This is a genomic window from Pseudomonas corni, assembly GCF_057128765.1.
The window spans coordinates 28,252-52,239 of the sequence record NZ_JBSKHW010000007.1 but is presented as its reverse complement, the minus strand read 5'-3'; the positions used below and the strand labels follow the sequence as shown (position 1 = coordinate 52,239).

The following is a 23,988-nucleotide window of genomic DNA, read 5'->3' as shown; positions in this document are numbered from 1 at the left end:
AGAAAGAGTCCTGACCCAGCCATGATGAACACAACAACCGAAGCCTCGCGATCGCGCGCCGCAAAGTTCGGCGCGATCATAAGAGTCACCAGCGGTAACTTCCTCGAACAGTTCGACTTCTTTCTGTTCGGCTTCTACGCCACCTACATTGCGCAGACGTTCTTCCCCGCCACCAGCGAGTTCGCCTCGTTGATGATGACCTTTGCGGTCTTCGGCTCGGGCTTTCTGATGCGTCCGCTCGGGGCGATCGTGCTCGGTGCTTACATCGATAAAGTGGGCCGCCGCAAAGGGTTGATCGTCACGCTGTCGATCATGGCTTGCGGCACAGTGCTGATTGCATTGGTGCCGGGCTACGCCAGCATTGGCGTGGCTGCCCCGATACTGGTGTTGCTCGGCCGCTTGTTGCAGGGGTTTTCGGCAGGAGCGGAGTTGGGCGGCGTCTCGGTGTATCTGGCAGAAATCGCGACGCCGGGCCGCACTGGTTTCTACACCAGTTGGCAGTCCGCCAGCCAGCAGATCGCGATCATCCTCGCCGCAGCACTGGGCTATGGCATCAGCACCTACCTGCAGGCCAGCGAAATTGCCGCATGGGGCTGGCGTATCCCGTTTTTCATCGGCTGCATCATCATCCCGTTCATCTTCATGATTCGTCGTTCGCTACAGGAGACCGAGGCGTTCAAGGCGCGCGCCCATCACCCCAGTACCCGCGAAGTGTTTCGCTCCATGCGTGACAACTGGCGCACGGTATTGGCGGGCGGTTTGCTGGCCTCAATGACAACCACCACCTTTTACCTGATCACGGTTTACACCCCGACCTTTGGCAGAACAGTGCTGCACCTGAGCACCACGGACAGTCTGGTGGTGACGCTGTTCGTGGGGCTGACCAATTTCATCTGGCTGCCCATCGGTGGCGCGCTGTCCGATCGCATCGGTCGGCGTCCTCTGCTGCTGGGCATTTCCCTGCTTTGCATCCTCACCGCTTACCCGGCCATGCACTGGCTGGCCGCAGGGGCGAGTTTCGAGCGACTGCTGATAGTGCTGCTGTATTTCTCGTTTTTCTTCGGCGTCTACAACGGCGCCATGGTGCCGGCCCTCACCGAGGTCATGCCTCAGGAAGTGCGGGTGGTGGGCTTCTCGTTGGCGTTCAGCCTGGCGACGGCCGTCTTCGGCGGTTTTACCCCGGCGATGTCGACGTTCCTGGTGCAGGCCACCGGTGACAAAGCGTCTCCGGCGTATTGGCTAATGTTCGCGGCGGTCTGTGGATTCTCGGCCACCTTGATCCTCTATCGGCAACGTCATTCCATGTCGGCCAAGGCCATCTGAAAAGAGCGCTCGGGCTTTAACTTCTGTCAGCCGGCTCGCACGCTCATTCAGGTGCGAGCCAGCATTGCGTCAGACAACCCAACATTGCGAACGAAAAAAACTGTTCACGCCAATGGACTTTTATCCTCAAGAGGCCTCAAACCCATGAGATAAGCTTCTCACTTCCCTTCCCCCGCCAGCTGGCTTCAGCTCAGGACTGACAATGACCTTTTTTATTTTCCTTCTAGCCTGTGGTGCCGCAGCAAGCACCGGCATCATTTTCAAACCTGGTCATTGGTACGACACCCTCGTCAAGCCCGGCTTCACCCCACCCAACTGGTTGTTCCCCGTCGCCTGGTCGATTATTTATCTGTTGCTTGCCTGGGCCGGGTATCGCTTGACGGTCTTACCCGAAAGCCAGGTCCTGCTGGCCTTGTGGGCGACACAAATCGCGCTCAACACGTTGTGGACCCCGGTGTTTTTTGGCGCGCACCTTGTCCGGGCCAGCATGGTCATTCTTGCGCTGCTCTGGCTTGTTGTGGCGGTCATGGTCGTGATGGCGCTGCGTTTGGACGTCGTGACGGGCGTGATCTTGCTGCCTTATTTGCTATGGCTGTCGGTGGCCGCCGCGCTGAACTTCTCGATCCTGCGTAACAACCCATCCTCATGAGTTTCGGTTTGCACGCTGCAGATAAACGCGGCTGCGACCACCTCCCGAATCTGACGGCCCGGGAGGTCTGTCAGATATTGCGAGAGGTCACGTTCGAACGTAGCGCCATGACCGTAGCACCTCGTTCGACTCTGGATGAGGCCGACACGGACACTGTGATCGTTGACGTCGATGGCTGGCGCATAACGCTTCACAACGATTGCGACGGCCTGTCTTACTGCGCAGCGTGCGTCAGTGCGCAGGGTCAGCGGTGGGCGTTCGAACCGGGTGATCGGCTTGATACAAACCCTGTCGCGCTGCTCTCTACCTGGGAGCACGCGACACTGGATCGGCTATTGAAATCGCTGTAAGCCGACGAGGCCCGCGACAAGGGGGCTCGTTTTGGTCCGGACCTGCTCAGCCGCTAGACGCAAGCTCTCGCGACCCTGCGGCCTGCAAAGGGTCGAGCGAGACTGAGCAATCCCAGCAATGCCATCCCCGCGCCCACCCAAAGCGGCGCCCGCAGCCCATAACCGGCATCGATCGCGCTACCGCCCGCCCAACTGCCCAGCGCCAGGCCTGCAGTGATCACCGAGGTGTGCAAGGTATTGACCAGCGCTGCGGGCTCGGCGGCCCTCATCACCCGCGCCACCATTGCCGGGTTCAATGCCACACCGGTGAAGCCGATCGCAATGAAACAGCCAATATTCAACCACCGATGCTCACCGGCCAGCGCGAAGCCGAGCAATGCCAGCACCAGCAGGACCAGTCCCCAACCCAGCGCCGGGAGCGTGTGACGATCGGCAATGCGGCCCACGTACATGTTGCCCAACAGGTTCGCTACCCCGTACAGCGCGAGCAACGGCGCTACCTGGCTCGGTGCGACGCCGACTTCATGAATAAGGATGGGTGTGCAGTAGCTGAACGCCGCGAAGGTGGCGCCGATGATCAGGCCGCTGGTGAGGTAGGCGGCCCAGAGGCTTCGATTCTTGAGTGTCTCCCATTGCTGACGCAGCGCGGGTTCGCTTGCAGCCTGCCCCACAGGCAAACGCGTTGCAGCGAGCGCGGTGCAGATCAGTGCAAATGCGACCACTAGCCACGAGCTGGCGCGCCAGCCAAAATGCTGCTCCACCCATGCGGTCATCGGCACCCCGGCCACGGGCGATAGCATAAGCCCGGCCAACACCACCGACACTGCCCTGCCCCGGGTTTGCGGTGCGACGAGCCCGGCGCAGACGGTCATGCACAAACCGATGCACGCCGCGCTCGCCACTCCCATCAGAATGCGCGCCACCACCAGCACCGTATAGGTTGGCGCAGCAGCTGCCAGAGCGGCGGCTGCCACATAAAACGCCAGCAGCCCGACCAGCGCGTGTTTGTTGCTTACCCCACGGGAAAGCAGCAGCACGGTGACGGGCGGGCCGCCCAATGCCATCCCCAGCGCGTAATAGGCAATGAGATTGCCAACCTGGGCCAGACTTACCGAAAAGGCATCGGCCAATGCGGGCATGATCCCGGCGACCATGAATTCAGCGGTCACTAACGAAAAGATCGTCGCCCCCAGCAGGTAGACGGTAGGCGGCAGTTTGGAGCGGCTGGTCATGGGAGTCTCAGTCAGAAAAGGCCCGCCACCGTAGGCAACGTTGACCGTGTAGTCAAATAACGGTTGATCATAAGGTCATTTCGGAGCGGGACTTTCGAGAACCCCGAGCGCGATCAAGACAAGTTCGGCACGATCTATGCGAGCAGTAACTCACGGCCCTTTGGTTTATCAAACGGCCCGTGAACGATCGATGAAGGAAGCATGATGCTGATTGCCCATCTGTCTGACCCCCACATCCGCCCCCATGGTGAGCTGTATCAAGGGCTCGTCGATTCAAACGCCATGTTTGAGCGCGCTGTAGAACAGCTGAATTCGCTACGCCCACGCCCCGATGTGGTCATCATCACCGGGGATCTGGTAGACGAAGGACAGTTCGCCGAATATGAGGTGGCTCAGTCGCTCCTCGCGAAGATCACCCAACCGCTGCTGATGATTCCCGGCAACCACGATGACCGGGCATTGTTCCGCGCAACCTTCGGCAAAGACATGTCGGGGCCAGCTGAAGGGCCGCTGCACTTCATTACGGCAGACCTTGGGCCGGTGCGTATTATTGGCCTGGACATCACGGTACCGGGCGAGCATCACGGTGACATGGACGACGCCGCATGCGACTGGCTTGAGGCCGCACTGGCCGAGGAGCCGACTCGCCCTACCTTGATCATGCTTCACCAACCGCCATTCTTGAGCGGTATCCCCTACATCGATACCTACGCGTGCCGCAAAGGCGAGCGGCTGGCCCGAATCATCGACCGGTATCCCGCTGTCGAGCGAGTGGTCTGCGGACACATTCACCGATCAATGCAACTGCGCTTCGGTGGCACCGTGCTCTGCACCGCGCCCAGTACTACTACCGCGATTGCCTTGAGACTGGATGAAAACGCCGAAGAGGCGTCTTATCTGGAACCGCCTGCGCTGCTGTTGCACCACTGGAAACCGGATACCGGGCTGATCACTCACTGGGTACCGATCGGGGATTTTCCGGGGCCGATGCCGTTTGCGTGATTGATCGCGTTTGTCACTGCGCCGCTGGCTCTGACAACAGAGCCACAACAGCCTCGACCTCAATCAACATGCCATCTAGCGCCAAGCGCGGCACCGGTATAAGTGTACTAACAGGCTTGGTAGCAGCGCCCCAAGCCCGGTCAACCTCCTCGACCCAACGACGCAGCTTCTCCTCGGAGTGGTCCACGATCAGTATTGTCAGCTTGAACACCTGATCTAAATCAGCACCTTTGGATCGCAACGCCGTTCGAATATTGGCGAGCGCCTGCCTCGCCTGCTCAGAGAAATCTGCAGACATCCTTCCATCACGGTCCTCCCCGCCTTGACCCGCCAGAAATATCAGTCGCGCGCGTGGATGCAGTTCGGCCACATGGGAGTAACCATTGACGCGCGGATCGTATAACTCCTGTGGATTGGTCAACTGAAACGTCAAATCTAATGAATCAGACATAAGCAAGCTCCTTAAGAAAGAATGCGCAGTCTCCTACCTCTACTTAAGTGCAGGTCAAGCCTGTCCTTGAACAAATTCGCCACGCCCCAACACGCTTTGCAGAAAACTCCGTGTGCGAGCCTCCTTCGGTGCTGTGAACAGTTGCGCAGGTGGCGCGGCTTCGACGATGGCCCCTTTGTCCATCACCACAACCACATCGGCTACCTCTCGGGCGAAGCCCATTTCGTGGGTCACGATGATCATGGTCATGCCTTCGGCTGCCAGGGTTTTCATGACCTGCAACACCTCTCCCACCAATTCAGGGTCTAGCGCCGAGGTTGGCTCGTCGAACAGCATCACTTTCGGGTCCATCGCCAAGGCCCGAGCAATCGCCACCCGCTGCTTCTGGCCGCCGGACAAAGTGCCGGGAAATACATCGGCCTTGTGGGCCAGCCCGACCTTTTCGAGCAAACGCATACCCTGCTCGTTCGCCGCCTGGCGGGGCGTGTTGCGCAGGGCCATGGGCGCCATGGTGATGTTGTCCAGCACGCTCAGGTGCGGAAACAGATTAAACGATTGAAACACCATGCCCACTTCGCTGCGCAGCGCGTCAAGCTTGGCTTCGGACATCATGCGGCCGTCCTCGACAACGGTATGCCCGCAGACATGCAGCGTGCCGCCTTCAGCGGTTTCGAGGCCATTCATACAGCGCAGGAACGTGCTTTTGCCCGAGCCGCTGGGCCCGATGACCACAACCACCTGACTCGTTTCTACGGTGAAGTCGATGTTGTGCAGCACCTGATTGCTGCCGAAGGATTTGCTCAGATTATTGATGTCGATAATCACGTCATTCATCAGACTCTCCCGTCCGCGCGAAGCATTTTTTCGGTGCGCCGCAGAATCAATGTGGTGGTCCCGGTGAGCACCAGATAGATGAACGCAATGGCCAGATACACTTCCAGCGAGCGATAGGAAACGCTGATGATTTTCTCGCCCTCGTGCATCACGTCAGCGATGGTCAGCAGCGATACCAGTGCCGAGTTTTTGATCAGCGCGATGAACTCGTTCCCAAGGGCCGGAATCATGCGCACGAAGGCTTGAGGCAGGACAACCTTGCGCATGGCCATCTTGTAGGGCAGGCCCAGGGAGCGAGCGGCTTCCATCTGGCCTTTTTCTACTGACTGGATCGAGCCGCGCACGATTTCCGAGACGTACGCTGCACTGTAGATTCCCAGACCGAAGATCCCGCACACGTAAGCGGGTAGCTGAATGCCGAAGTGCGGCAGGCCGAAGAACAGGATGAACAGTTGCACCAGCAATGGCGTGCCGCGCACCAGCGTCAGGTACGTGGTGCAAAAACCGTAAATCAATCTTCGCTTGGGGTTGAGGCGCCCCAACCCGATCAACAGTCCCAGCACGCAACCCAGTACCAGGGCCGCTGCGGTGATTTCGATGGTGATCAAGGTGCCTGAAGCAAGCGCGCGCCAACCGTCCCAGACCGGGGAGAAATCGAGGTCCATGGTGTACTCCGCTTATTTGTTGCGATGAAGAGCTACTGCCAAAACAGTCGGTGTGCAGCGTCCGGCACCGTAGCGCCAGACGCCACTCAGCAGATCACTCTGCGCTGGTGCCGAACCATTTTTGCGTCAGGGCTGCGTATTCGCCGTTGCTGCGCAGGGTTTGCAACGCTTTGTTCATCTGTTGTTGCAGCTCGGGCTCATTCTTGCGCACCGCGAAGCCATACAGCTCGGTGGTCAGGCCTTGGTCGAGCACTCGCACTTTGGGCTGGGACTTCGCGTATTCGACAGCAGCCGGTCGACCGGTGACGGCCGCGTTGACCCGGCCGATGGTCAGCAGGTCAAACATGGCCTGGTTCTTCTCCACTTCGACCACCTCAACTGCAGGGTAATTGTTCTTCAAGAAGTCGATGGACTTGGTGCCCACCTGGGCGGTGACTTTCTTGCCTGCCACCAGATCCGCCGGGACGTTGATGCTGGTGTCATCCTTGAGCGCCAGCACTGCCAGGCCGCCGCGATAATAGGAGTCAGTGAAGTTGACGACTTTGCTGCGCTCTTCGGTCATGTAGATGGCCGAGGCAGCGACGTCAAAGCGGTTGGAGATCAGGCCGGGAATCAAGCCCTTGAAACCGATATCGACCCATTCCACTTTCTTGTTCATCTGCTTGCCAATCGCTTCGATCAGCTCGATGTCGAAGCCGGTGCGTTTACCGTCCTGAACGAACTCCATCGGCGGGAACGTGGCATCGGTCCCGACACGAATCACATCATCGGCGGCTTGCACTGAGGTACCGAACAACGTAGTTAGGGCAAATGCTGCAACAATCGGGCTGAACAACTTCAAAACTTTCATTACGTGTTCCTTCGGCAAGGGTAAACCCTGAGTCAGCCCAGGGCATTGATTGACCGGCAGGTTAGAAGCGATTGCAAATGCGGCTGGCTGCTTTTCTGGTGAGGCTGATCAACTCAGCCTCTCGTGGGCCAACGCGCAGTGACGGCGCCATCAAGGTGATGGTGCCCTCAAGTCTTTCATCTTGCGAAATCAACGGAACGCTCACTCCCCATACCCCCAGGTCCACTTCGCTATCGCTGGTGGCGTATCCGTTCCGGCGGATGTCAGCGATTTCCTGTTCCAGCGCGACTCTCTCAAGCAAGGACCCTGCCTGGGTCGCGATCAGATGTTGGCGGGTCTCTTGCGGCAGGAACGCCAGCAAGCTTTTGGCCGATGCCCCTTGCATCATCGGATGGGCGCGGCCTTTGGTGAATGAACAACGCAGGGAGCTGCTGCTCTCCTGCATGGCAATGCACACCATCTGTCCATTGCTGTGGACGAGCAAGCCGACGCTTTCGCCGGTTCGTTCAACCAAGGCGCTGAGCTCGTCGCGGCTCTGGTTGATCAGGTTTGAAGTCTGGTCGAAGCCCCACGCCAATTGAACCCCGGTCGCGCCAGGTTCATAAAGACCTGTAGACATGTGCTCCTGCAGCAAGCCCCATTTCTTCAGTGCCGCCAGATGCCGGTAGACCGTGCTCAATGGCATACCTACCTGGGCCGCGATGCGTTTGGCGCCGATGGGTTGCCCGGCCTTGGCTACACAAGCCAGAACCTGGAGAACCCGATCAACGATGCTTTTAGTCACAGACTCATTCATGCCTGCACTATAAGAGACAATTCCCGGATTGGGACATTGATTCCCAGCCGGTGAGAAAGGTGATGCCATGCAGGCGGTCGTTCGACGGACGGAACGCGAGAGGCCACTGAATATTCCCTACTTTCAAACCAGTACTGTCACCGACAGAAACCTGTGTTTGAACACGGGCAGATAACCGAGGAACGCGCTAATTTTCTGAACTATCATCCGTAAGCCTGTTCTAGACGCCTTCGCCGTGGGTTGGTAGCTTCCAGCGGCTTATCTTTTGCCATTTTTCAAGAACGGGACGACGCATGTCTATCCAGCAAACTCCGGGGCTAGTGCTGCCCGCGCGCGCTGCCGCCAAGATGGAAGCGGCCATGGCCGTAGGCGCTTTCGCCATCGGTACCGGCGAATTCGCGATCATGGGGCTGATGCCCGATATCGCCACCAATCTGCATTTGAGCGAACCCCAGGTAGGCCATGCGATCAGCGCTTACGCATTGGGCGTCATGGTCGGCGCACCCTTGCTGACCATCCTGGGCTCAAAGTTGCTGCGCAAGCATATGTTGCTGCTGCTGATGCTGCTTTATGCCGTGGGCAACATCGCGACCGCGTTCACTCCGACCTTTGGCAGCCTGATGGCCTTCCGTTTCATCAGCGGCTTGCCCCACGGCGCCTATTTCGGCATTGCAGCCGTTGTCGCCTCCAGCATGGTGCCGGTCAATCACCGCGCGGGCGCCGTCGCCCGGGTGATGATGGGGCTGACGCTGGCGATGTTGCTGGGTAATCCAATTGCGACCTTTCTGGGGCAATTCTGGGGTTGGCGTTCAGCTTTCGCCCTGGTGGGGCTGATTGCCCTTTGCACATTGGCGTTGGTCTGGCGTTTCGTTCCCGACCGCCACGACGAACCCCGCAGCGATCCGCGCAAGGAATTGCGCGCTTTCACCAAACCTCAGGTGTGGATGGCCTTGGCCATTGGCGCGATTGGTTTTGCCGGCATGTTCTGCGTGTTCAGCTATCTGGCGCCCACGATGCTGGAAGTGACCCGCGTGTCCCCGCAGTGGATTCCATTCGGCCTTGCAGCATTCGGGGTGGGCGGTATCGTGGGCAACATCGTCGGCGGCAAGCTGTTCGACCGTATGCAGTTTCGGGCCGTCGGCGTGCTGTTGGTGTGGTCGATGGCGGTGCTGTTGTTCTTCCCGTTCGCTGCAGGCTCTTTATGGGGCGTGCTGCTGGCGATCGGACTGGTGGGCACCATGGTCGCATTGGCAGCGCCGTTGCAAATCCGGTTAATGGATATCGCCCATGAGGCCCCGAGCCTTGCGGCGGCGTCCAACCATGCCGCGTTCAACCTGGCCAACGCTTTAGGGCCATGGTTTGGCGGGATGGCGATCACGGCAGGACTGGGATGGACCAGCACCGGCTACATCGGCGCATTCACGGCGCTCATAGGCTTGGGCGTTTACCTGCTGGCGCGGCGAATGAAGGGCGGCGAGTAACGGCACCGGGTGGGTTATGCGTTTGGCGCATGGCCCATTCCGAACCGTCATAACGTGGTTTTATTACTACATGGTAGTCTCGCCGCTTTATTATGTTGGCGTTGATCGTTGTCTTCGATAATGGCCAGAATCAGGAATCGACATGCCCAAAATCTCCCACTGCACCTTGCGCCGTAATTTCCGCGAATTGTTTGCCTCAAAGGCGTGTTTCGAAACTGCCTCTGTGTTCGATCCGATGTCTGCGCGCATCGCGGCGGACCTTGGGTTCGAGGTGGGCATTCTCGGTGGATCGGTGGCCTCTTTACAGGTGTTGGCAGCCCCGGACTTTGCGCTCATCACCTTGAGTGAATTCGTTGAACAAGCCACACGCATTGGCCGTGTCGCTCAACTGCCGTTCATTGCCGACGCTGACCACGGCTATGGCAATGCCCTGAACGTCATGCGCACGGTCGAAGAACTCGAGCGTGCCGGTGTCGCGGCACTGACGATCGAAGACACCCTCCTCCCTGCGCAGTTTGGGCGCAAATCAACCGACCTGATCTCCATTGAGGAAGGCATCGGTAAAGTCAAAGCGGCCCTTGAGGCCCGCGTAGATCCTGAACTGTCGATCATTGCCCGTACCAATGCTGCGGTGTTGCCGGTCAAGGACATCATCGAACGCACTCAGGCCTATGAAAAAGCTGGCGCCGACGGCATCTGCATCGTTGGCATCCAAGACTTCGAACACCTGGAGCAGATCTCCGAAAAGCTCAGCGTGCCATTGATGCTGGTGACCTACGGCAATCCGAAGCTCAGCGACAGCGAGCGTCTGGCGAGCCTTGGCGTGCGGATTGTCGTCAAGGGGCACGCGGCTTACTTTGCCGCCATCAAAGCCACTTATGACAGCCTGCGCGCGCAGCGTCAGTTGACCCAAAGTACCTCCAACCTCAGCGCCACCGAGCTGACCCATACCTATACCCAGCCAGAAAGCTACGTGGCGTGGGCCAAAGAGTTCATGGACGTCAAAGAGTGAGCCTGGCGTCAGGCACGTTCAAGGTCCGCTGAAGCGGACCCTGTTTTTTTCAGCACTACTGTAACGGCCATGTTTCGCGCGCCTACCAGCGGTCGCCTCGCACAATAAATCCTCGCAAACACCCTCGTGTCAGTCGCACTATCCGCATGATTTTCACCTGCGATCCCAAACGTTCGATGGAGGAATTGATCATGACAATCAAGGTCGAGAAAGCGTTGTATGGCCAGGAGTGGCTGGTAAAACTGGACGACTACCCTGTGACATTTCGCAGCATGCTGGAGGCCATGGCCTTCGCCGAGACGTTAAAGGCCCGCATCGACGCGCGTCATGAGCTTCCAGGTGCCTGAGGGTCTGTAGGCGCTTCTGAGCATTTTCCAGATCAACCAGCGCCTTTAAACAGCCCAGAGCGGGATCAAAACGGGCTGGCAGTAGGCCGGACGATCAACTCGCTGACGTCCACATCATCCGGCTGCTCTATCGCATAGACGATGGCCCGGGCGATGGCCAGGGACGGGATCGAGATTTTGCGAAACTCGCGCATCTCGGCTCGTCCCCCTTCATCGGAAATGCTCTCGGCTAACTCTGATTCAGTCACTCCCGGTGATATGACAGTGACCCTGATATCGCCACCGACTTCCTGACGCAATCCCTCGGAAATAGCACGCACTGCGTACTTCGTTGCGCAATAGACGGCCGCTGTGGGGCTGACTGCGTAGGCACCGATCGATGCGATGTTGATGAAGTGCCCGGACTTCTGTTGCTGCATCAGCGGTAAGCCTGCGGCGATACCGTGCAGCACACCGCGAATGTTGACATCGATCATTTGGTCCCATTCCGAGACCTTCAAAGCCTCGAGTTTCGAAAGCGGCATCACTCCGGCGTTGTTGATGATCACATCGACCCGGCCATGATGACTGACCGCAAAATCCACCAGCCCCTGCACATCGCTAAGCCGGGTGACATCCACCGCCTGAAAGCGGGCATCGCCGCCATCGGCGTTGATTTCGCTGCAAAGCACCTCAAGGCGATCGGTACGGCGCGCACCGAGCACGACCGCCGCGCCGCTGCGGGCCAAAAGACGCGCCGTTGCTTCGCCAATACCACTGCTGGCGCCCGTGATCACAATGACTTTTTTGGAGATTTTCGACATGTTCACAATCCTTCATCTGAGAGGGGTCAATGCGAGAGCGGTGTCTCGCTACCCGATCACATTAGGGAAAACGTCAGGTCGTCCATTAGTCAGATCCTCCGGACCTGTTGCCTGATCCGGTCGTGAGCAAACCCCATCACGCCCTTCGGGCAGAAGCGCGAATCTCCGGCGCTGCATATCGCTATTGATTCTGGGCGCAGCCCGTAGGAGTTCGGCTTGCCGACGATCTACCGGGGTCGCGCTCGACCGCGAAGCGGCAGTGAAACCAGCGAATGCGGTGTATCAGTTGAAACCGAAATGACTGGCTTTGGGCCCGCTTCGCAGCCCATCGCTGGCGTCGTAACCTCCGTGAGCTCCTATGGGATGCCCAGCGCCGCTTAAATTCAGGTCTGACGCAATATCTGTAGGAGCGCGCTTGCCCGCGATAGGGTGCGGCACATCCGACGCATCTTCAGCGCCTGGTAGGTTGCTTTCGCGGGCAAGCGCGCTCCTACAGTGTGAACTGCCTGATACCAATCCCGTGGGAGCGGACTCGTCCGCGAAGGCGATTGATCGGGCGAAATAGATGCGTCGGATGTACCTACCCTTTCGCGGACGAGTCCGCTCCCACAGGTTCGGCAGAATAAGTCACACAGCGCACAACCCACCGCTGTTGATTCTGGGCGAAGCCGGTTTGTCTGGTTGAACTCAGCGCAACCCAAACCCCATTCTGCGCAGTTCTTCTACCAAATCCTCGCGGCCGTGAAGGTTGGCGACGCTGCCCATACGGCTGACTACCTGCTCTGACCAGTTGGCCGGTTTGTGCCCTGCCTGCTGATAAAACGCGGCAAGCCGATCGTCATAACGCTCAATGGCGGGCAGCTCGGCTTCCACCGTGTAGGTTTCGTGATGCAGCACCGCGGCCTGGGGCAATCGCGGCTTTACGTGCGCGGGGCGTTCGGTGTCTGGATACCCGACACACATGCCAAACACCGGGTACACCTGAGGCGGCAAATTCAGCTCTTTGGCGACACCTTCAATATCATTGCGGATCGCACCGATGTAGACACTCCCCAGCCCCATGGACTCAAGCGCAACGACGGCATTCTGCGCAGCCAGCGCCGCATCGATCGTACCCAACAGCAGGCTTTCAATATAAGGCAGAGCTTGCAGCTCGACCTCTTCGCGCTCAGCCACCCGGCTGACTCTCGACAAATCGGCAAGCCAGACCAGAAACAGCGGCGCCTGGCGAATGTAGGCCTGATTGCCCGCCAGTGCAGAAAGCCGCGCTTTGCGCCCCTGATCCCGCACGGCAACCACACTCCACACTTGCAGGTTCGACGAGCTTGCCGCTGACTGTGCCGCAGCGATGAGCGCTTCCAGGGTTCCTTCCGGTAACGGCGCATCGGTAAACGAACGCACGCTTCGATGATCCAGCAGTTGATCCAGAACCGGACTCCAGTTGCCTGGCACCTGCATATCGATCTCCCCGTAACGGGAGGCGAGTCGTTGTTGCTTGATATCGGTCATGGGACGTCCTGAACGCACGCGGCGCAATTAAGTGAGAACAAATTGATGTCAACGGGAGTTGGACAATCGTTCATTTGCTGGCGATTAAAACAGAACTGCCGACCTTTTAGCGGTCAACATCTAGACGCCGCCGAGGAATTTCTCGAAGATCGCCCAAGGAACAGGATGTTAAGTCAGTTCAGCAAGGTTGCCTTGAACCTGCGTTGCTCATGTCGCAGCGCATAACCTCCCGAGACGATGTCCATGTTCTACGTGATCTACCGTGGTTGAAGATACCGGCGCCAAGCCATCCATTGACCTGAGCCTGCTAGGCGGCAAGTATTCGCCGGTGGCGCTTATCGAGCGCGAACGCCAGGTACTGGGCCGTATTGCTGCCGGTTTTCCACTGGCTGACGTGCTCAACGACCTGCTGCTGGCGGTAGAAGCGCAAAGCAGTGACATGATGGCCTCCGTACTTTTTTTGAGCGAAGACGGGCAATACATGTTGCACGGCGCAGCGCCCAGCTTGCCGGCGGCGTACAACGAAGCGGTTCATGGGCTGGCCATTGGTGAAGGCATCGGCTCTTGCGGCACCGCTGCGGCGCGTGGCACCCCGGTTTACGTCAACGACATCGCGGCCAGCCCGCTATGGGAAGGCTATGCCGAACTCGCTGTTTCCAACGGCCTGCGTGCTTGCTGGTCGATGCCGATCAAAGCGGCGGACGGAACCGTCCTGGGGACCTTCGCCGTTTACTACAGCGAGCCTCGCGCACCCACGCCGAGCGACATTGAAGCCATATCGCTGATCGCCCAGACCGCCGCCCTGGCAATCGAAAGGCATCGTTCAGACCTTCGTTTGCGACTCAGCCAGGCCGAGCTTCGCGATCTCAACACGGAGCTTGAGCGCAAGGTCAACGAGCGCGCCACCGAGCGCAGCCGCACCTGGCTGCTGAGCCCCGACCTGCTCTCGGTGATCAACGCTCAAGGCATGATTCAAGCGTCGAATCCGGCGTGGAGAATTGCGCTGGGGTGGTCCCCCGAAGAACTCCACACCACTGTGCTGTCCTTCGTTCACCCTGATGATCTCGCCGCCAGCGAAGCGGTTTTCACCCAGGCCGCCATGGGCCGCCCGGTCTCGCGCTTTCAAAATCGCTGTCGGCACCGTGACGGCAGCTATCGCTGGCTGGCGTGGGTGGTCGTGCTGGAAGATGGAAAAATTTACTGCAGCGCCCGCGATATCACCACGGAGAAAGAGCAGGCATCCAGCCTGGCCCTTCGCACCCGTGAGCGGGATCGCGCCTGGGGACTTTCTCAAGAGCTGCTGGTGATCGCCTCCCCCAACGGCATGCTCGATGCCGTCAACGCCCGCTGGACCGAGCAACTGGGCTGGTCCGAGCGTGAGCTGATCGGAACAACGTTTTCCGAATACACCCACCCGGAAGATCTGCATGCATCGCTTGCAGCCTTTGCGGCGATATTCGAAGCGCCACTGATCGTGCCCTACGAGTACCGTTTGCGTCACAAGGATGGATCGTACAAGTGGTTCAGCTGGACGGGCTCATTTCAGGATGGCCGCGTGTATGCCGCTGGCCGCCACGTGACCTCCGAGCGTGAGCAAGCGGAAGCCTTGCGCCAGTCGCAAAAGATGGAAGCGGTCGGGCAATTGACCGGGGGCGTGGCCCACGATTTCAATAACTTGTTGACCGTCATTCGCTCATCTACCGATCTGCTCATGCGCCCCGGCCTCACCGAAGAGCGTCGCCTGCGGTACGTGACCGCTATTTCTGAAACGGTAGATCGTGCGGCGAAGCTGACCGGTCAACTGCTGGCGTTCGCTCGTCGGCAGGCGCTTTTGCCGGAAGTGTTCAGCGTCTGTGAGAACGTGCGCGCCATCAGCGGCATGATGGACACACTGACCGGTTCGCGGATTGTCACCGTCACCGACCTGACGCAAGGCCCCTGCTATGTGAATGCCGACCCGAGCCAGTTTGATACGGCACTGGTCAACATGGTTGCCAATGCCCGGGATGCGATGATGGGCGAAGGCGAACTCACCATCACCGTGCGCAGCGTCGAGTCGATGCCAACGATTCGGATGCATCCCTCCGTAAACGGCCCGTTTGTAGCGGTGTCCATTTCCGACACGGGTGCAGGCATCCCGGCGACGCAGCTGGAGCAGATTTTCGAACCGTTCTACACCACCAAAAATGTGGGTGAAGGCACCGGTCTGGGCCTGAGTCAGGTCTTCGGTTTTGCAAAACAGTCCGGCGGCGAGATCGCAGTCGTCAGCGAGGTCGGCCAAGGCACCACGTTCACCCTCTACCTGCCACGAGTCACCGCAGAGGCTAAAGACTCAGCGCCTTATTCTCCTGTGGCGGCTTTGGAAGATGGACATGGCACCTGCGTGCTGGTTGTAGAAGACAACGTGGATGTCGGCACATTCGCCACCCAGGCACTGGCCGAACTGGGCTATGTCACGGTATTGGCTTGCAGCCCGCTTGAGGCTTTGGCCGAATTGAAACGCGATGCCCGCCGATTCGACGTCGTGTTCTCCGATGTGGTAATGCCGGGCATGAGTGGCATTGACCTGGCGGGTCAGATCCGCGAACAGTACCCGGAGCTGCCGGTTGTCCTCACGTCGGGCTACAGCCATGTACTCGCAGAGAGCGGTTCTGGCGGATTCGAGTTGCTGCATAAACCCTATTCCCTCGATCAGCTGTCACGCATGTTGTTGAAGGTTGCAAAACGCAGATAGCCCGCCGTGCTAGCGACTCTTCAGATTCGCCAGCGCCCATTGCTCGGCGCTGGTGACCTTGATGCCCTGCTGATGGTTGAAGGTCTGCGCCGTGTCCCATGCCACGCCACGGCCGATCGCGAAGACGGCCCGGTACTTGCCCATCTGGTCATCGGGGGAAAGCGCAAGATCCGCCTGCAACTGTTGCACTGTTCGCGCATGGGCGTTGAAGGGCTTGTGGGTGACGCGCTCGAGAAGCGCCGCCAGCTCGCCATAGGTCAGGGTATCGCCTGCGGTGTACATCACCTGATTAACGATGTACGGCTGGTGCAGCACAATGGCTGCCGTCAACCGGCCGATATCTTCTGGTGTCGTCACCGTCACCGCCGTCTCCAGGCTCCCCAATGCATTGACCCGGCCCTGCTCCCTGTCCACCACACCGAATGACGGCTCGAACAGAAAGCTGGTGAACATTCCCGTAGAAATGATGATCCACCCGGTTCGTTCCTGAGCCCGCAGCCGGTCGCGGACGTCGAGTTGTTCATCGAACAGGTCCTGAGGACTGCCCCGCCCGATCAGGTCGTAGTCGACACCAAACTGCCACGGCACGAAACGCTGTACCCCGGCCTGCAACGCCGCATCGCACAGCTTGCGCTGGGTGCCCGGCCCCGCCGCGAATCCGACACAGCTGATCACCGTGTCGAACCGCTCGAAGATGGCGGCCAATGAGCTGACTTCAGCACTGACCAGATCGGCGGGCTCGATCCGCACACCCCATTCGCGGATCTTGTCGATCTCGGTACGCTTGGACGGTGCCTGGGAGTCGATGGATTCAGGACGCAACAGCACCGAGAGACTCACATCGTGCTTACCGGCCTGAGTCGCCAAACCCTGCAGCACCGCGAGCCCCAACTCACCGGCACCCAGTACCAGAATTCGCTGTTTGACGTTTGTGCGATCAGCTTGCATGGTCACTCCTGGATAGCGTTTTCAACTTCAGAGAGGAGATCTTGTCATGCCCCTTGAGGCACCAGAAGTAGGCACACCGGTGATACCGCGGGGTCTGGACGCGCAGGAAGTGGTCCGCAGATCACAAGCCGCCTGCGCCGCGTTGAGCGAAGACGAAGACGGCCTCAAGCGCGACATCCTCGGCCATTCGGGCAACCGCTGGTCCTTGGGCGTCGTCCACGCTTTAGGCGTGAAGAGCCCGTTGCGCCATGCCGAACTGCGCAGGCAGCTTACGGGCGTCACCCAACGCATGCTTACTCACACGCTGCGTCAGCTTGAACGTGACGGTCTGATTACCCGACGCGATTTCAACGAAGTCCCACCGAAAGTCGAGTACGCCCTCACTGAATTGGGCATGGGTTTGCTGGTGCAGATGATCCCGCTGTGGACATGGGTGGTCGAAAACTCCGACGCCTTCACCGCCGCGCGTAAGCGCTATGAGCAGCATTCAAATGCGATGTCGTGAGTGTGGGCTGTGAAGCGTCGGAGCAAGCAAAAATCACTTCATCGCGTTTTTTTCACGCTATATAAGACTTATCTGCATAAGCTTTATCCTGATTAAGACGCATATTTTTGAATATTAAGCGTTCCATTTAAAATTTTAATACGTGCTATGGTCAGCCTTATCCAACTTAAAGCTTACGGTTATACGTGTTATGGAAAACTTCTTCCCGGTCATTTGTGCCGATAGCCTTAGCAGAATAGGCCTTCTCGTCAAAGCGCAGCGCCTTTCACTCGGCCTGCGCCAGTCGGACCTCAAGACAGCAATAGGAATCTCCGAACATACCCTGCGCAAAATTGAGAGCGGCTCGGAACGGGTCGATCTTCGATCATTCATGCTGGTGCTCTGGCGACTGGGCCTCACTGAGCGCGTGTTCACGTCGCTCGACGGGATAGAAACTACTTCGCAAATTACCCGTCATACCGATGGTGACGCCACTTACCAGAGCATCGCATCGAAACGGGTCCGATTGTCCAAACCCAAGCCGGAGGCATTCTGATGTCCCGTGCCTACATCTACATGGAGCACCCTTATACCGGGGCGGTGCTGACGCTTGGCCGCCTCACGCTAAATGGAAAGTTGGGCGAGTTTGTCTATGCCCCTGATCACGTGGAGCGTGGTGGCTGGGTGCCCGACCCCATCAATTACCCGCTACGGGCCGAGGCATTTGTCGGCATAGCAAAAAATCGTGGTATTCCTGGCTTCATCAACGACGCCATGCCGGACGGTTGGGGCGAGCGCCTGCTTCATCGCGCTTACGGCGAAGTGTTGGCCCCTATTGATTACTTGCTCAAATCGCCCAACAACGACCGCATCGGCAACCTCATGGCAGGGACCGCCAGAGACCCTACTGAGGGTGTGGGCCACGGTACAGTTCCGACGTTGAAAGGTCTGGCAAAATTTATCGAGGCCTGCGAGGCGGTATACGACGGTCAACTCGATGAGGCATCCATCACTACCCTCAACATTCGCCAGCAGCGATCCTCCTTGGGTGGCGCACGGCCCAAACGAACCTTGCAAGACAAAGGCATGCTAATCCTGGCCAAGCCCCGCGACCGATTCGATCAGTACGATTTGCCAGCGATTGAGTTTGCCTGCATGACCTTCGCCGCATCCAAAGGCTTTAACGTCGCCAACACCGCCCTGCATGCAGAGAACCCAAGCACATTGCTGGTCGAGCGTTTTGATCGCACGCCGCTTGCCGAGTTGCGGGGTGGGAGCAAGAGCTGAAGGACCATTACGGGCAGTGGCTCAAGGGGCCGGAACTAAATATGGTCCATAACGCCGTGGGCTCAGTTCGCATGCGCAAGTAGCCGGTTGTTGCCACCCCCAACGATCGACTACCATGCCGCCGCCGGTCCCGAACGGGATTAATAGGGAATCCGCGATGCCCCCAACGCATCAAACGGAACTGCCCCCGCAACTGTAGGTGCCGAGCCTGCTCCTGAACTGCCACTGGGTTTGAATCCGGGAAGGCTGGAGCCGGTGATGACGCACCAGTCAGGAGACCTGCCGGCCAAGCAAAATCACTAACCGGCGGGGTGTCCGGGAAGGACACCCTTGGGTCGTGCCCGGTTGAAATCCGGCACCCCGCTGCATCAATGGCAGCGTTCAAGTGTGTGTTTCCAGTCCGTACCCCTGCTCCGTGTACGGTTCAACTGGAGATTGCGACATGCCGTTGCTGCGCGCTGCCACCCTGTTCACTGCCCTGGCCCTCCCCGCCCTCGCCTGCGCTGCCCCCACGCATTTCCCGCTGACGGTGCAGAACTGTGGCAGCACGCTGACCTTCGCCCATGCGCCTGCGCGCGCCGTGACCATTGGGCAGGCGGGCACTGAAATGCTCTATGCCATGGGCCTGGGTGACAAGGTGGTGGGCACGTCCCTGTGGTTCAACGACGTGCTGGCTAAATACAAGGCGCAGAACGACGCGATTGAACGGCTCGCTGACAATGCACCGAGTTTCGAGTCGGTCACCGCCAAACGCCCGGAACTGGTCGCGGTCGAGCTGGAATGGATGGTCGGCCCGCAAGGCGCGGTTGGCACCCGGGAGCAGTTCCACGAGCTGAACATCCCCACTTATCTGATGCCCTCCGACTGCGAAGCCAAAGACAATTCGGTTGGTGCCGACGGCACCCGGCTTGAGGCGTTTCGCGTCGAGAGCATCTACAAAAGCATCAGCCAACTGGCGGAGATCTTTGACGTTCAGTCGCGCGGCGAGCAGCTGAATGCCGAACTGCAGGCGAGTCTGGCCCGGTCCGTCGCCATGGCGCAGAACAATGCCTTCAAGCACGCCAGCGCGCTGTTCTGGTTTTCAAGCCCGGGGCTGGCCCTCGACCCCTACGTGGCCGGCCACAAGGGCGTTCCAGACTTCATGCTCAATACCATGGGCCTGCGCAATGTGGTGGACTCCGATGAGGAATGGCCCACCGTTGGCTGGGAAACCATCGCGAAAGCCAATCCGACGTTTCTGGTCATCGCTCGCATGGACCGCCGTCGTTTTCCGGCGGACGACTACCAGAAGAAACTGGAATTCCTGCGCAGCGACCCGGTGACGCGCAACATGGACGCCGTAAAAAACAACCGCATCATCATCCTCGACGCCATGGCGATGCAGGCCAGCACTCGCACCTTCGAAGGCCTGGAAACGCTGGCTAACGCCATCAACAGCTACGACGCTGCGAAATGACGACAGTGCTTGCCCGTACTCTGTTGGCCCTCGCAATCTTGCTCTTCGCGCTGGGGGCAGGAGTCACTATCGGCGAAACCAATATCGAGCCCGGCGTCATCTTTCAGGTGTTGGCCAACAAGCTGTGGGCCGCCGGTTATCTGATTGATCCCATCGATGAAGGCATTGTCTGGAACTACCGTCTGACCCGGGCCCTGGTGGCCGCCGCCTGCGGGACCGGGCTTGCTACTTGCGGGGTGATTTTGCAGTCGCTGCTGCGCAATCCGCTGGCCGATCCCTACCTGCTCGGCATCTCGGCCGGTGCTTCCACCGGCGCCGTGTTGGTGGCCCTGCTCGGCGTGGGTGCAGGATTGATTTCTCTGTCGGTCGGCGCGTTTGCCGGTGCGCTTACGGCCTTCGCCGTAGTGGCGTTGCTGGCACGGGCCAGCGGTGCGTCCGGCGCTACCGGGCAAATCATCCTGGCGGGTATCGCAGGCTCACAATTGTTCAATGCGCTGACTGCGTTTCTGATCACCCAGTCCGCCAGCGCCGAGCAGGCTCGGGGCATCATGTTCTGGCTGCTGGGCAATCTTAGCGGTGTGCGCTGGCCGTCCGTTTGGCTGACCGTCCCGACCGCGCTGATCGGTCTAATCATTTGTCTGTGGCACCGGCGAGCGCTGGACGCATTCACCTTTGGCGCAGATTCGGCCGCGTCGCTGGGTATTCCCGTGCGCCGCGTGCAGATATGCCTGATCAGCTGCGCGGCGCTGGTCACGGCGGTGATGGTGTCGATCGTCGGTTCCATCGGCTTTGTCGGGCTGGTCATTCCCCATGCCGTGCGATTACTGACCGGCACCCAACACACACGCCTGCTGCCAGCCAGTGCGCTGGCCGGTGCGGTGTTTCTGATCGCCGCCGATGTGCTTTCGCGAACCCTGATCAAGGGCCAGGTGATCCCGGTCGGGGTCGTCACCGCATTGGTCGGCGCGCCGGTCTTTGCCTTGATCCTGATCGGTAGAAGGAACCCCCGATGAACCCTGCCACGCTTGTCGATAGCGATGTCGCACTGAGTTGTTCAGGTCTGGGTTTTCGCGTGCGCGATGCCGATTTGCTGCGGGATATCGACCTGCAGGTCTACCGTGGCGAAACCCTCGGTGTGGTGGGCCCCAATGGTTCGGGCAAATCCACCCTGCTCAAACTGTTGGCCGGGTTGCGCGTTCCGAGCGCCGGCGTTGTCCAGCTCAATGACCAGCCCATTGCTGGCATGAATCGCCGAAGCGTGGCGCAGACCCTAGCCGTGGTGGAGCAACAGGCCGACACGCTGGACGCGGTGTGTGTCTTTGATGCCGTTGCGCTAGGGCGGACCCCTTGGCTTTCAGCGCTCACCCCGTGGTCTGCGGATGACGATGCCATCGTCGAACAGGCGCTGGCCGATGTCGACGCCACGCACCTGAAGCGTCGAATCTGGGGCAGTCTCTCGGGAGGTGAGCGTCAGCGCGTGCATATTGCTCGCGCCCTGGCCCAGCGCCCGCAGATTCTGATACTGGACGAACCTGCGAACCACCTGGATATTCAGCACCAACTGACGATTCTGAAAGTCGTCCAGGCGCTGCCCGTAACCACATTGATCGCGCTGCATGATCTGAATCAGGCTTTGAGCTGTGACCGATTGGCGGTGCTGGAACGAGGTCGACTGGTCGCCCTCGGCACGCCGTTCGAAGTGCTGACACCGCAGCGTCTGCTGGACACCTTCGGTGTTGCCGCACACTATCTGACGGACCCATTTGATGGCGCTCAGGTGCTGCGTTTTCGCTCGGTATGAGCCGTCGTGATCCATCAGCCGGATCAGGCTGACTGTCGAATGGACTGGTTTTGCACCTGTTGCTCCAAATACACTAACAACAATCAGCGGCAGCCAACGCCACCTCTGTAGAAGCGAACTTGTTCGCGAGGCGCCCGGTCAGACACACCGCGTCAGCCCTATCGCCAACCAGTTGGCTCCTACAGATACCCTGCCTATGCCCCCCTTCAACAACCGGTGCCCACCCCCATGATCGAAGTCACAGAGGTCTCCATCGCGCAACTGCGTACCGCCCTTGAGTCGGGCCAGACCACGGCTGTGGAGCTTGTGCAGGCTTACCTTGCGCGGATTGACGCCTACGATGGCCCAAACACCGAAACCGCACTCAACGCGGTAGTGGTTCCCAACCCTGAAGCGCTCGCCGAGGCTCAGGCGTCTGATGCGCGGCGCGCCGCAGGCAAACTGTTGGGCCCACTGGATGGCATTCCCTACACCGCCAAAGACAGCTATCTGGTGAAAGGACTGACTGCCGCATCAGGCAGTCCGGCGTTCGCCACTCTCATTGCCCAACGTGACGCCTTCACCATCGGCCGCCTTCGCGCTGGCGGCGCCATTTGCCTGGGCAAGACCAACATGCCGCCCATGGCCAACGGCGGCATGCAGCGCGGGGTTTATGGCCGGGCCGAGAGCCCGTACAACGCCGATTACCTCACCGCTCCTTTCGCCTCCGGGTCATCCAACGGCGCGGGCACCGCAACCGCCGCCAGCTTTGCCGCGTTCGGCATGGCCGAAGAAACCTGGTCCAGTGGTCGCGGCCCGGCTTCGAACAATGGCTTATGTGCCTACACCCCTTCGCGCGGGGTGATTTCAGTGCGCGGCAACTGGCCGCTGACACCGACTATGGACGTGGTCGTGCCGTACGCCAGAACCATGGCCGATCTGCTCGAAGTGCTGGACGTAGTGGTCGCGGAAGACCCCGACACCCGTGGCGATCTGTGGCGGCTTCAGCCTTGGGTCAAGATCCCGAGCGTGGCCTCAGTGCGCCCTGCTTCCTACGCTCAACTGGCCGTGGACGCCACAGCGCTGGCCGGCAAACGCTTTGGCGTGCCGCGCATGTACATCAACGCTGATCCCGAGGCTGGCACCGCGGAAAAACCTGGCATCGGCGGTCCCACAGGGCAACGCGTCAACACCCGCGCCTCGGTGATCGATCTCTGGCAACAGGCCCGCGATGCCCTGCAAGCGGCTGGCGCCGAGGTGATCGAGGTTGATTTCCCGCTGGTCTCCAACTGTGAAGGCGACCGTCCGGTTGCGCCCACCGTGTTCACGCGCGGGCTGGTGTCCAAGGAGTTCATGCACCACGAATTGTGGGATCTCTCAGCTTGGGCATTCGATGATTTTCTGCGGGCGAATAACGACCCGGCATTGAACCGTCTGGTTGACGTAGAAGGGGCAAAAATATTCCCCCATGACCCCGGCACCCTGCCCAACCGTGAAGACGACCTCGCCGCAGGCATGGACGAATACGTGCGCATGGCCGAACGCGGCATCACGCCCTGGAATGAGATTCCTACGCTGGAGGACGGGCTTCGCGGGCTGGAACTGACGCGGCGCATTGATCTGGAAGACTGGATGGCGGAACTGGGTCTGGACGCAGTGCTGTTTCCCACGGTTGCCGACGTGGGCCCGGCCAATGCCGATGTCGATCTGCAGTCAGCAGACATCGCCTGGAGTAACGGGGTGTGGGTCGCCAACGGCAATCTCGCTATCCGCCATCTAGGGGTGCCGACTGTCACCGTGCCGATGGGCGTCATGGCCGACATCGGCATGCCGGTGGGGCTGACTTTCGCAGGCCGCGCTTACGACGACTCAAACTTGCTGCGCTATGGCGCAGCGTTTGAATCCTGTGGCAACAAGCGCGTAATTCCGCCACGTACCCCGCCACTGAAAACTGCCGCGCGCTAGGACAAAAAACGATGTCCGGGACGTTTCATC

Annotated in this window: 24 protein-coding genes and 1 riboswitch; of the genes, 15 read left to right on the top strand and 9 right to left on the bottom strand. The window is 59.5% G+C overall.

What is annotated here, in order from left to right; all coding sequences use genetic code 11:
* The first annotated feature begins 21 nt into the window (after positions 1 to 21).
* The 3 genes from tcuC (at position 22) to ACWKV9_RS12675 (ending at position 2,322) form a co-directional block, all read left to right on the top strand.
* A complete protein-coding gene (gene tcuC / locus ACWKV9_RS12685; RefSeq protein ID WP_483836458.1) occupies positions 22 to 1,323 on the top strand; it encodes a tricarballylate/proton symporter TcuC in 1,302 nt (433 codons plus the stop codon).
* A 202-nt stretch (positions 1,324 to 1,525) separates the two neighbouring features.
* The gene (gene tspO, locus ACWKV9_RS12680; RefSeq protein ID WP_483836457.1) at positions 1,526 to 1,972 is read left to right on the top strand and encodes a tryptophan-rich sensory protein TspO; all 447 of its coding nucleotides are present in this window, start codon (positions 1,526 to 1,528) and stop codon (positions 1,970 to 1,972) included.
* Positions 1,969 to 2,322, top strand: a complete 354-nt coding sequence (locus ACWKV9_RS12675; protein ID WP_483836456.1) for a DUF7693 family protein — start codon at positions 1,969 to 1,971, stop codon at positions 2,320 to 2,322. The genes tspO and ACWKV9_RS12675 overlap by 4 nt, the downstream gene beginning before the upstream one ends.
* A 53-nt stretch (positions 2,323 to 2,375) precedes the next feature.
* Here the strand turns inward: ACWKV9_RS12675 and ACWKV9_RS12670 are convergent, their stop codons facing one another.
* A complete protein-coding gene (locus ACWKV9_RS12670; RefSeq protein WP_483836455.1) occupies positions 2,376 to 3,554 on the bottom strand; it encodes an MFS transporter in 1,179 nt (392 codons plus the stop codon).
* A 201-nt stretch (positions 3,555 to 3,755) separates the two neighbouring features.
* Here ACWKV9_RS12670 and ACWKV9_RS12665 point away from each other — a divergent pair, with 201 nt between their 5' ends.
* Positions 3,756 to 4,556: a phosphodiesterase gene (locus ACWKV9_RS12665; RefSeq protein ID WP_483836454.1), complete on the top strand. Its 801-nt coding sequence runs from the start codon at positions 3,756 to 3,758 to the stop codon at positions 4,554 to 4,556.
* Positions 4,557 to 4,569: 13 nt separating this feature from the next.
* On the opposite strand, the gene ACWKV9_RS12660 is transcribed toward ACWKV9_RS12665, so the two are convergent.
* The 5 genes from ACWKV9_RS12660 to ACWKV9_RS12640 form a co-directional block, all read right to left on the bottom strand.
* Complete coding sequence (locus tag ACWKV9_RS12660) at positions 4,570 to 5,007, bottom strand: RidA family protein (RefSeq protein WP_483836453.1); 438 nt, start codon at positions 5,005 to 5,007, stop codon at positions 4,570 to 4,572.
* 54 nt (positions 5,008 to 5,061) lie between these two features.
* Positions 5,062 to 5,841: an amino acid ABC transporter ATP-binding protein gene (locus ACWKV9_RS12655; RefSeq protein WP_483836452.1), complete on the bottom strand. Its 780-nt coding sequence runs from the start codon at positions 5,839 to 5,841 to the stop codon at positions 5,062 to 5,064.
* A complete protein-coding gene (locus ACWKV9_RS12650; RefSeq protein WP_483836451.1) occupies positions 5,841 to 6,506 on the bottom strand; it encodes an amino acid ABC transporter permease in 666 nt (221 codons plus the stop codon). The genes ACWKV9_RS12655 and ACWKV9_RS12650 overlap by 1 nt, the downstream gene beginning before the upstream one ends.
* A 94-nt stretch (positions 6,507 to 6,600) precedes the next feature.
* On the bottom strand, positions 6,601 to 7,356 hold the full coding sequence (locus ACWKV9_RS12645; protein ID WP_483836450.1) for a transporter substrate-binding domain-containing protein: 756 nt from the start codon (positions 7,354 to 7,356) through the stop codon (positions 6,601 to 6,603).
* A gap of 61 nt (positions 7,357 to 7,417) precedes the next feature.
* Positions 7,418 to 8,221 carry an IclR family transcriptional regulator gene (locus ACWKV9_RS12640; protein ID WP_483836449.1) on the bottom strand — a complete coding sequence of 268 codons (804 nt, stop codon included), beginning with the start codon at positions 8,219 to 8,221 and terminating at the stop codon, positions 7,418 to 7,420.
* A gap of 224 nt (positions 8,222 to 8,445) precedes the next feature.
* Between ACWKV9_RS12640 and ACWKV9_RS12635 the strand changes: the two genes are divergently transcribed.
* From ACWKV9_RS12635 to ACWKV9_RS12625, 3 genes are all read left to right on the top strand, one after another.
* On the top strand, positions 8,446 to 9,633 hold the full coding sequence (locus ACWKV9_RS12635) for an MFS transporter (RefSeq protein WP_483836448.1): 1,188 nt from the start codon (positions 8,446 to 8,448) through the stop codon (positions 9,631 to 9,633).
* Positions 9,634 to 9,775: 142 nt separating this feature from the next.
* Positions 9,776 to 10,645: an isocitrate lyase/PEP mutase family protein gene (locus tag ACWKV9_RS12630; protein ID WP_483836447.1), complete on the top strand. Its 870-nt coding sequence runs from the start codon at positions 9,776 to 9,778 to the stop codon at positions 10,643 to 10,645.
* A gap of 191 nt (positions 10,646 to 10,836) precedes the next feature.
* Positions 10,837 to 10,992, top strand: a complete 156-nt coding sequence (locus ACWKV9_RS12625) for a hypothetical protein (protein WP_483836446.1) — start codon at positions 10,837 to 10,839, stop codon at positions 10,990 to 10,992.
* A 65-nt stretch (positions 10,993 to 11,057) separates the two neighbouring features.
* Here the strand turns inward: ACWKV9_RS12625 and ACWKV9_RS12620 are convergent, their stop codons facing one another.
* Together ACWKV9_RS12620 and ACWKV9_RS12615 are read right to left on the bottom strand one after the other, a co-directional pair.
* Positions 11,058 to 11,795, bottom strand: coding sequence for an SDR family oxidoreductase (locus tag ACWKV9_RS12620; protein ID WP_483836445.1), 738 nt, complete (start codon positions 11,793 to 11,795; stop codon positions 11,058 to 11,060).
* Between the two features lie 687 nt (positions 11,796 to 12,482).
* Positions 12,483 to 13,304 carry an NADPH-dependent oxidoreductase gene (locus tag ACWKV9_RS12615; RefSeq protein ID WP_483836444.1) on the bottom strand — a complete coding sequence of 274 codons (822 nt, stop codon included), beginning with the start codon at positions 13,302 to 13,304 and terminating at the stop codon, positions 12,483 to 12,485.
* Positions 13,305 to 13,566: 262 nt separating this feature from the next.
* On the opposite strand from ACWKV9_RS12615, the gene ACWKV9_RS12610 reads away from it, so the two are divergent.
* Positions 13,567 to 16,038 carry a PAS domain-containing protein gene (locus ACWKV9_RS12610; protein WP_483836443.1) on the top strand — a complete coding sequence of 824 codons (2,472 nt, stop codon included), beginning with the start codon at positions 13,567 to 13,569 and terminating at the stop codon, positions 16,036 to 16,038.
* 9 nt (positions 16,039 to 16,047) lie between these two features.
* Here ACWKV9_RS12610 and ACWKV9_RS12605 read toward each other — a convergent pair whose 3' ends face one another.
* Positions 16,048 to 16,986: an aromatic alcohol reductase gene (locus tag ACWKV9_RS12605; protein ID WP_483836442.1), complete on the bottom strand. Its 939-nt coding sequence runs from the start codon at positions 16,984 to 16,986 to the stop codon at positions 16,048 to 16,050.
* 46 nt (positions 16,987 to 17,032) lie between these two features.
* On the opposite strand from ACWKV9_RS12605, the gene ACWKV9_RS12600 reads away from it, so the two are divergent.
* From ACWKV9_RS12600 to ACWKV9_RS12570, 7 genes are all read left to right on the top strand, one after another.
* Positions 17,033 to 17,491 (top strand): winged helix-turn-helix transcriptional regulator, encoded by a 459-nt coding sequence (locus tag ACWKV9_RS12600; RefSeq protein ID WP_483836441.1) that lies wholly within the window; start codon positions 17,033 to 17,035, stop codon positions 17,489 to 17,491.
* Positions 17,492 to 17,681: 190 nt separating this feature from the next.
* Complete coding sequence (locus ACWKV9_RS12595) at positions 17,682 to 18,026, top strand: helix-turn-helix domain-containing protein (RefSeq protein ID WP_483836440.1); 345 nt, start codon at positions 17,682 to 17,684, stop codon at positions 18,024 to 18,026.
* Entirely contained in the window at positions 18,026 to 18,757 is a 732-nt protein-coding gene (locus ACWKV9_RS12590) for a HipA domain-containing protein (RefSeq protein WP_483836439.1), read from the top strand. Before ACWKV9_RS12595 ends, ACWKV9_RS12590 begins: the two co-directional genes overlap by 1 nt.
* Before the next feature lie 108 nt (positions 18,758 to 18,865).
* Positions 18,866 to 19,058, top strand: a riboswitch (cobalamin riboswitch).
* 141 nt (positions 19,059 to 19,199) lie between these two features.
* A complete protein-coding gene (locus tag ACWKV9_RS12585; RefSeq protein ID WP_483836438.1) occupies positions 19,200 to 20,213 on the top strand; it encodes an ABC transporter substrate-binding protein in 1,014 nt (337 codons plus the stop codon).
* Positions 20,210 to 21,226, top strand: coding sequence for a FecCD family ABC transporter permease (locus ACWKV9_RS12580; protein ID WP_483836437.1), 1,017 nt, complete (start codon positions 20,210 to 20,212; stop codon positions 21,224 to 21,226). The genes ACWKV9_RS12585 and ACWKV9_RS12580 overlap by 4 nt, the downstream gene beginning before the upstream one ends.
* A complete protein-coding gene (locus ACWKV9_RS12575) occupies positions 21,223 to 22,014 on the top strand; it encodes an ABC transporter ATP-binding protein (RefSeq protein ID WP_483836436.1) in 792 nt (263 codons plus the stop codon). Before ACWKV9_RS12580 ends, ACWKV9_RS12575 begins: the two co-directional genes overlap by 4 nt.
* 228 nt (positions 22,015 to 22,242) lie before the next feature.
* Positions 22,243 to 23,958, top strand: coding sequence for an amidase (locus tag ACWKV9_RS12570; protein ID WP_483836435.1), 1,716 nt, complete (start codon positions 22,243 to 22,245; stop codon positions 23,956 to 23,958).
* Positions 23,959 to 23,988 lie beyond the last annotated feature (30 nt).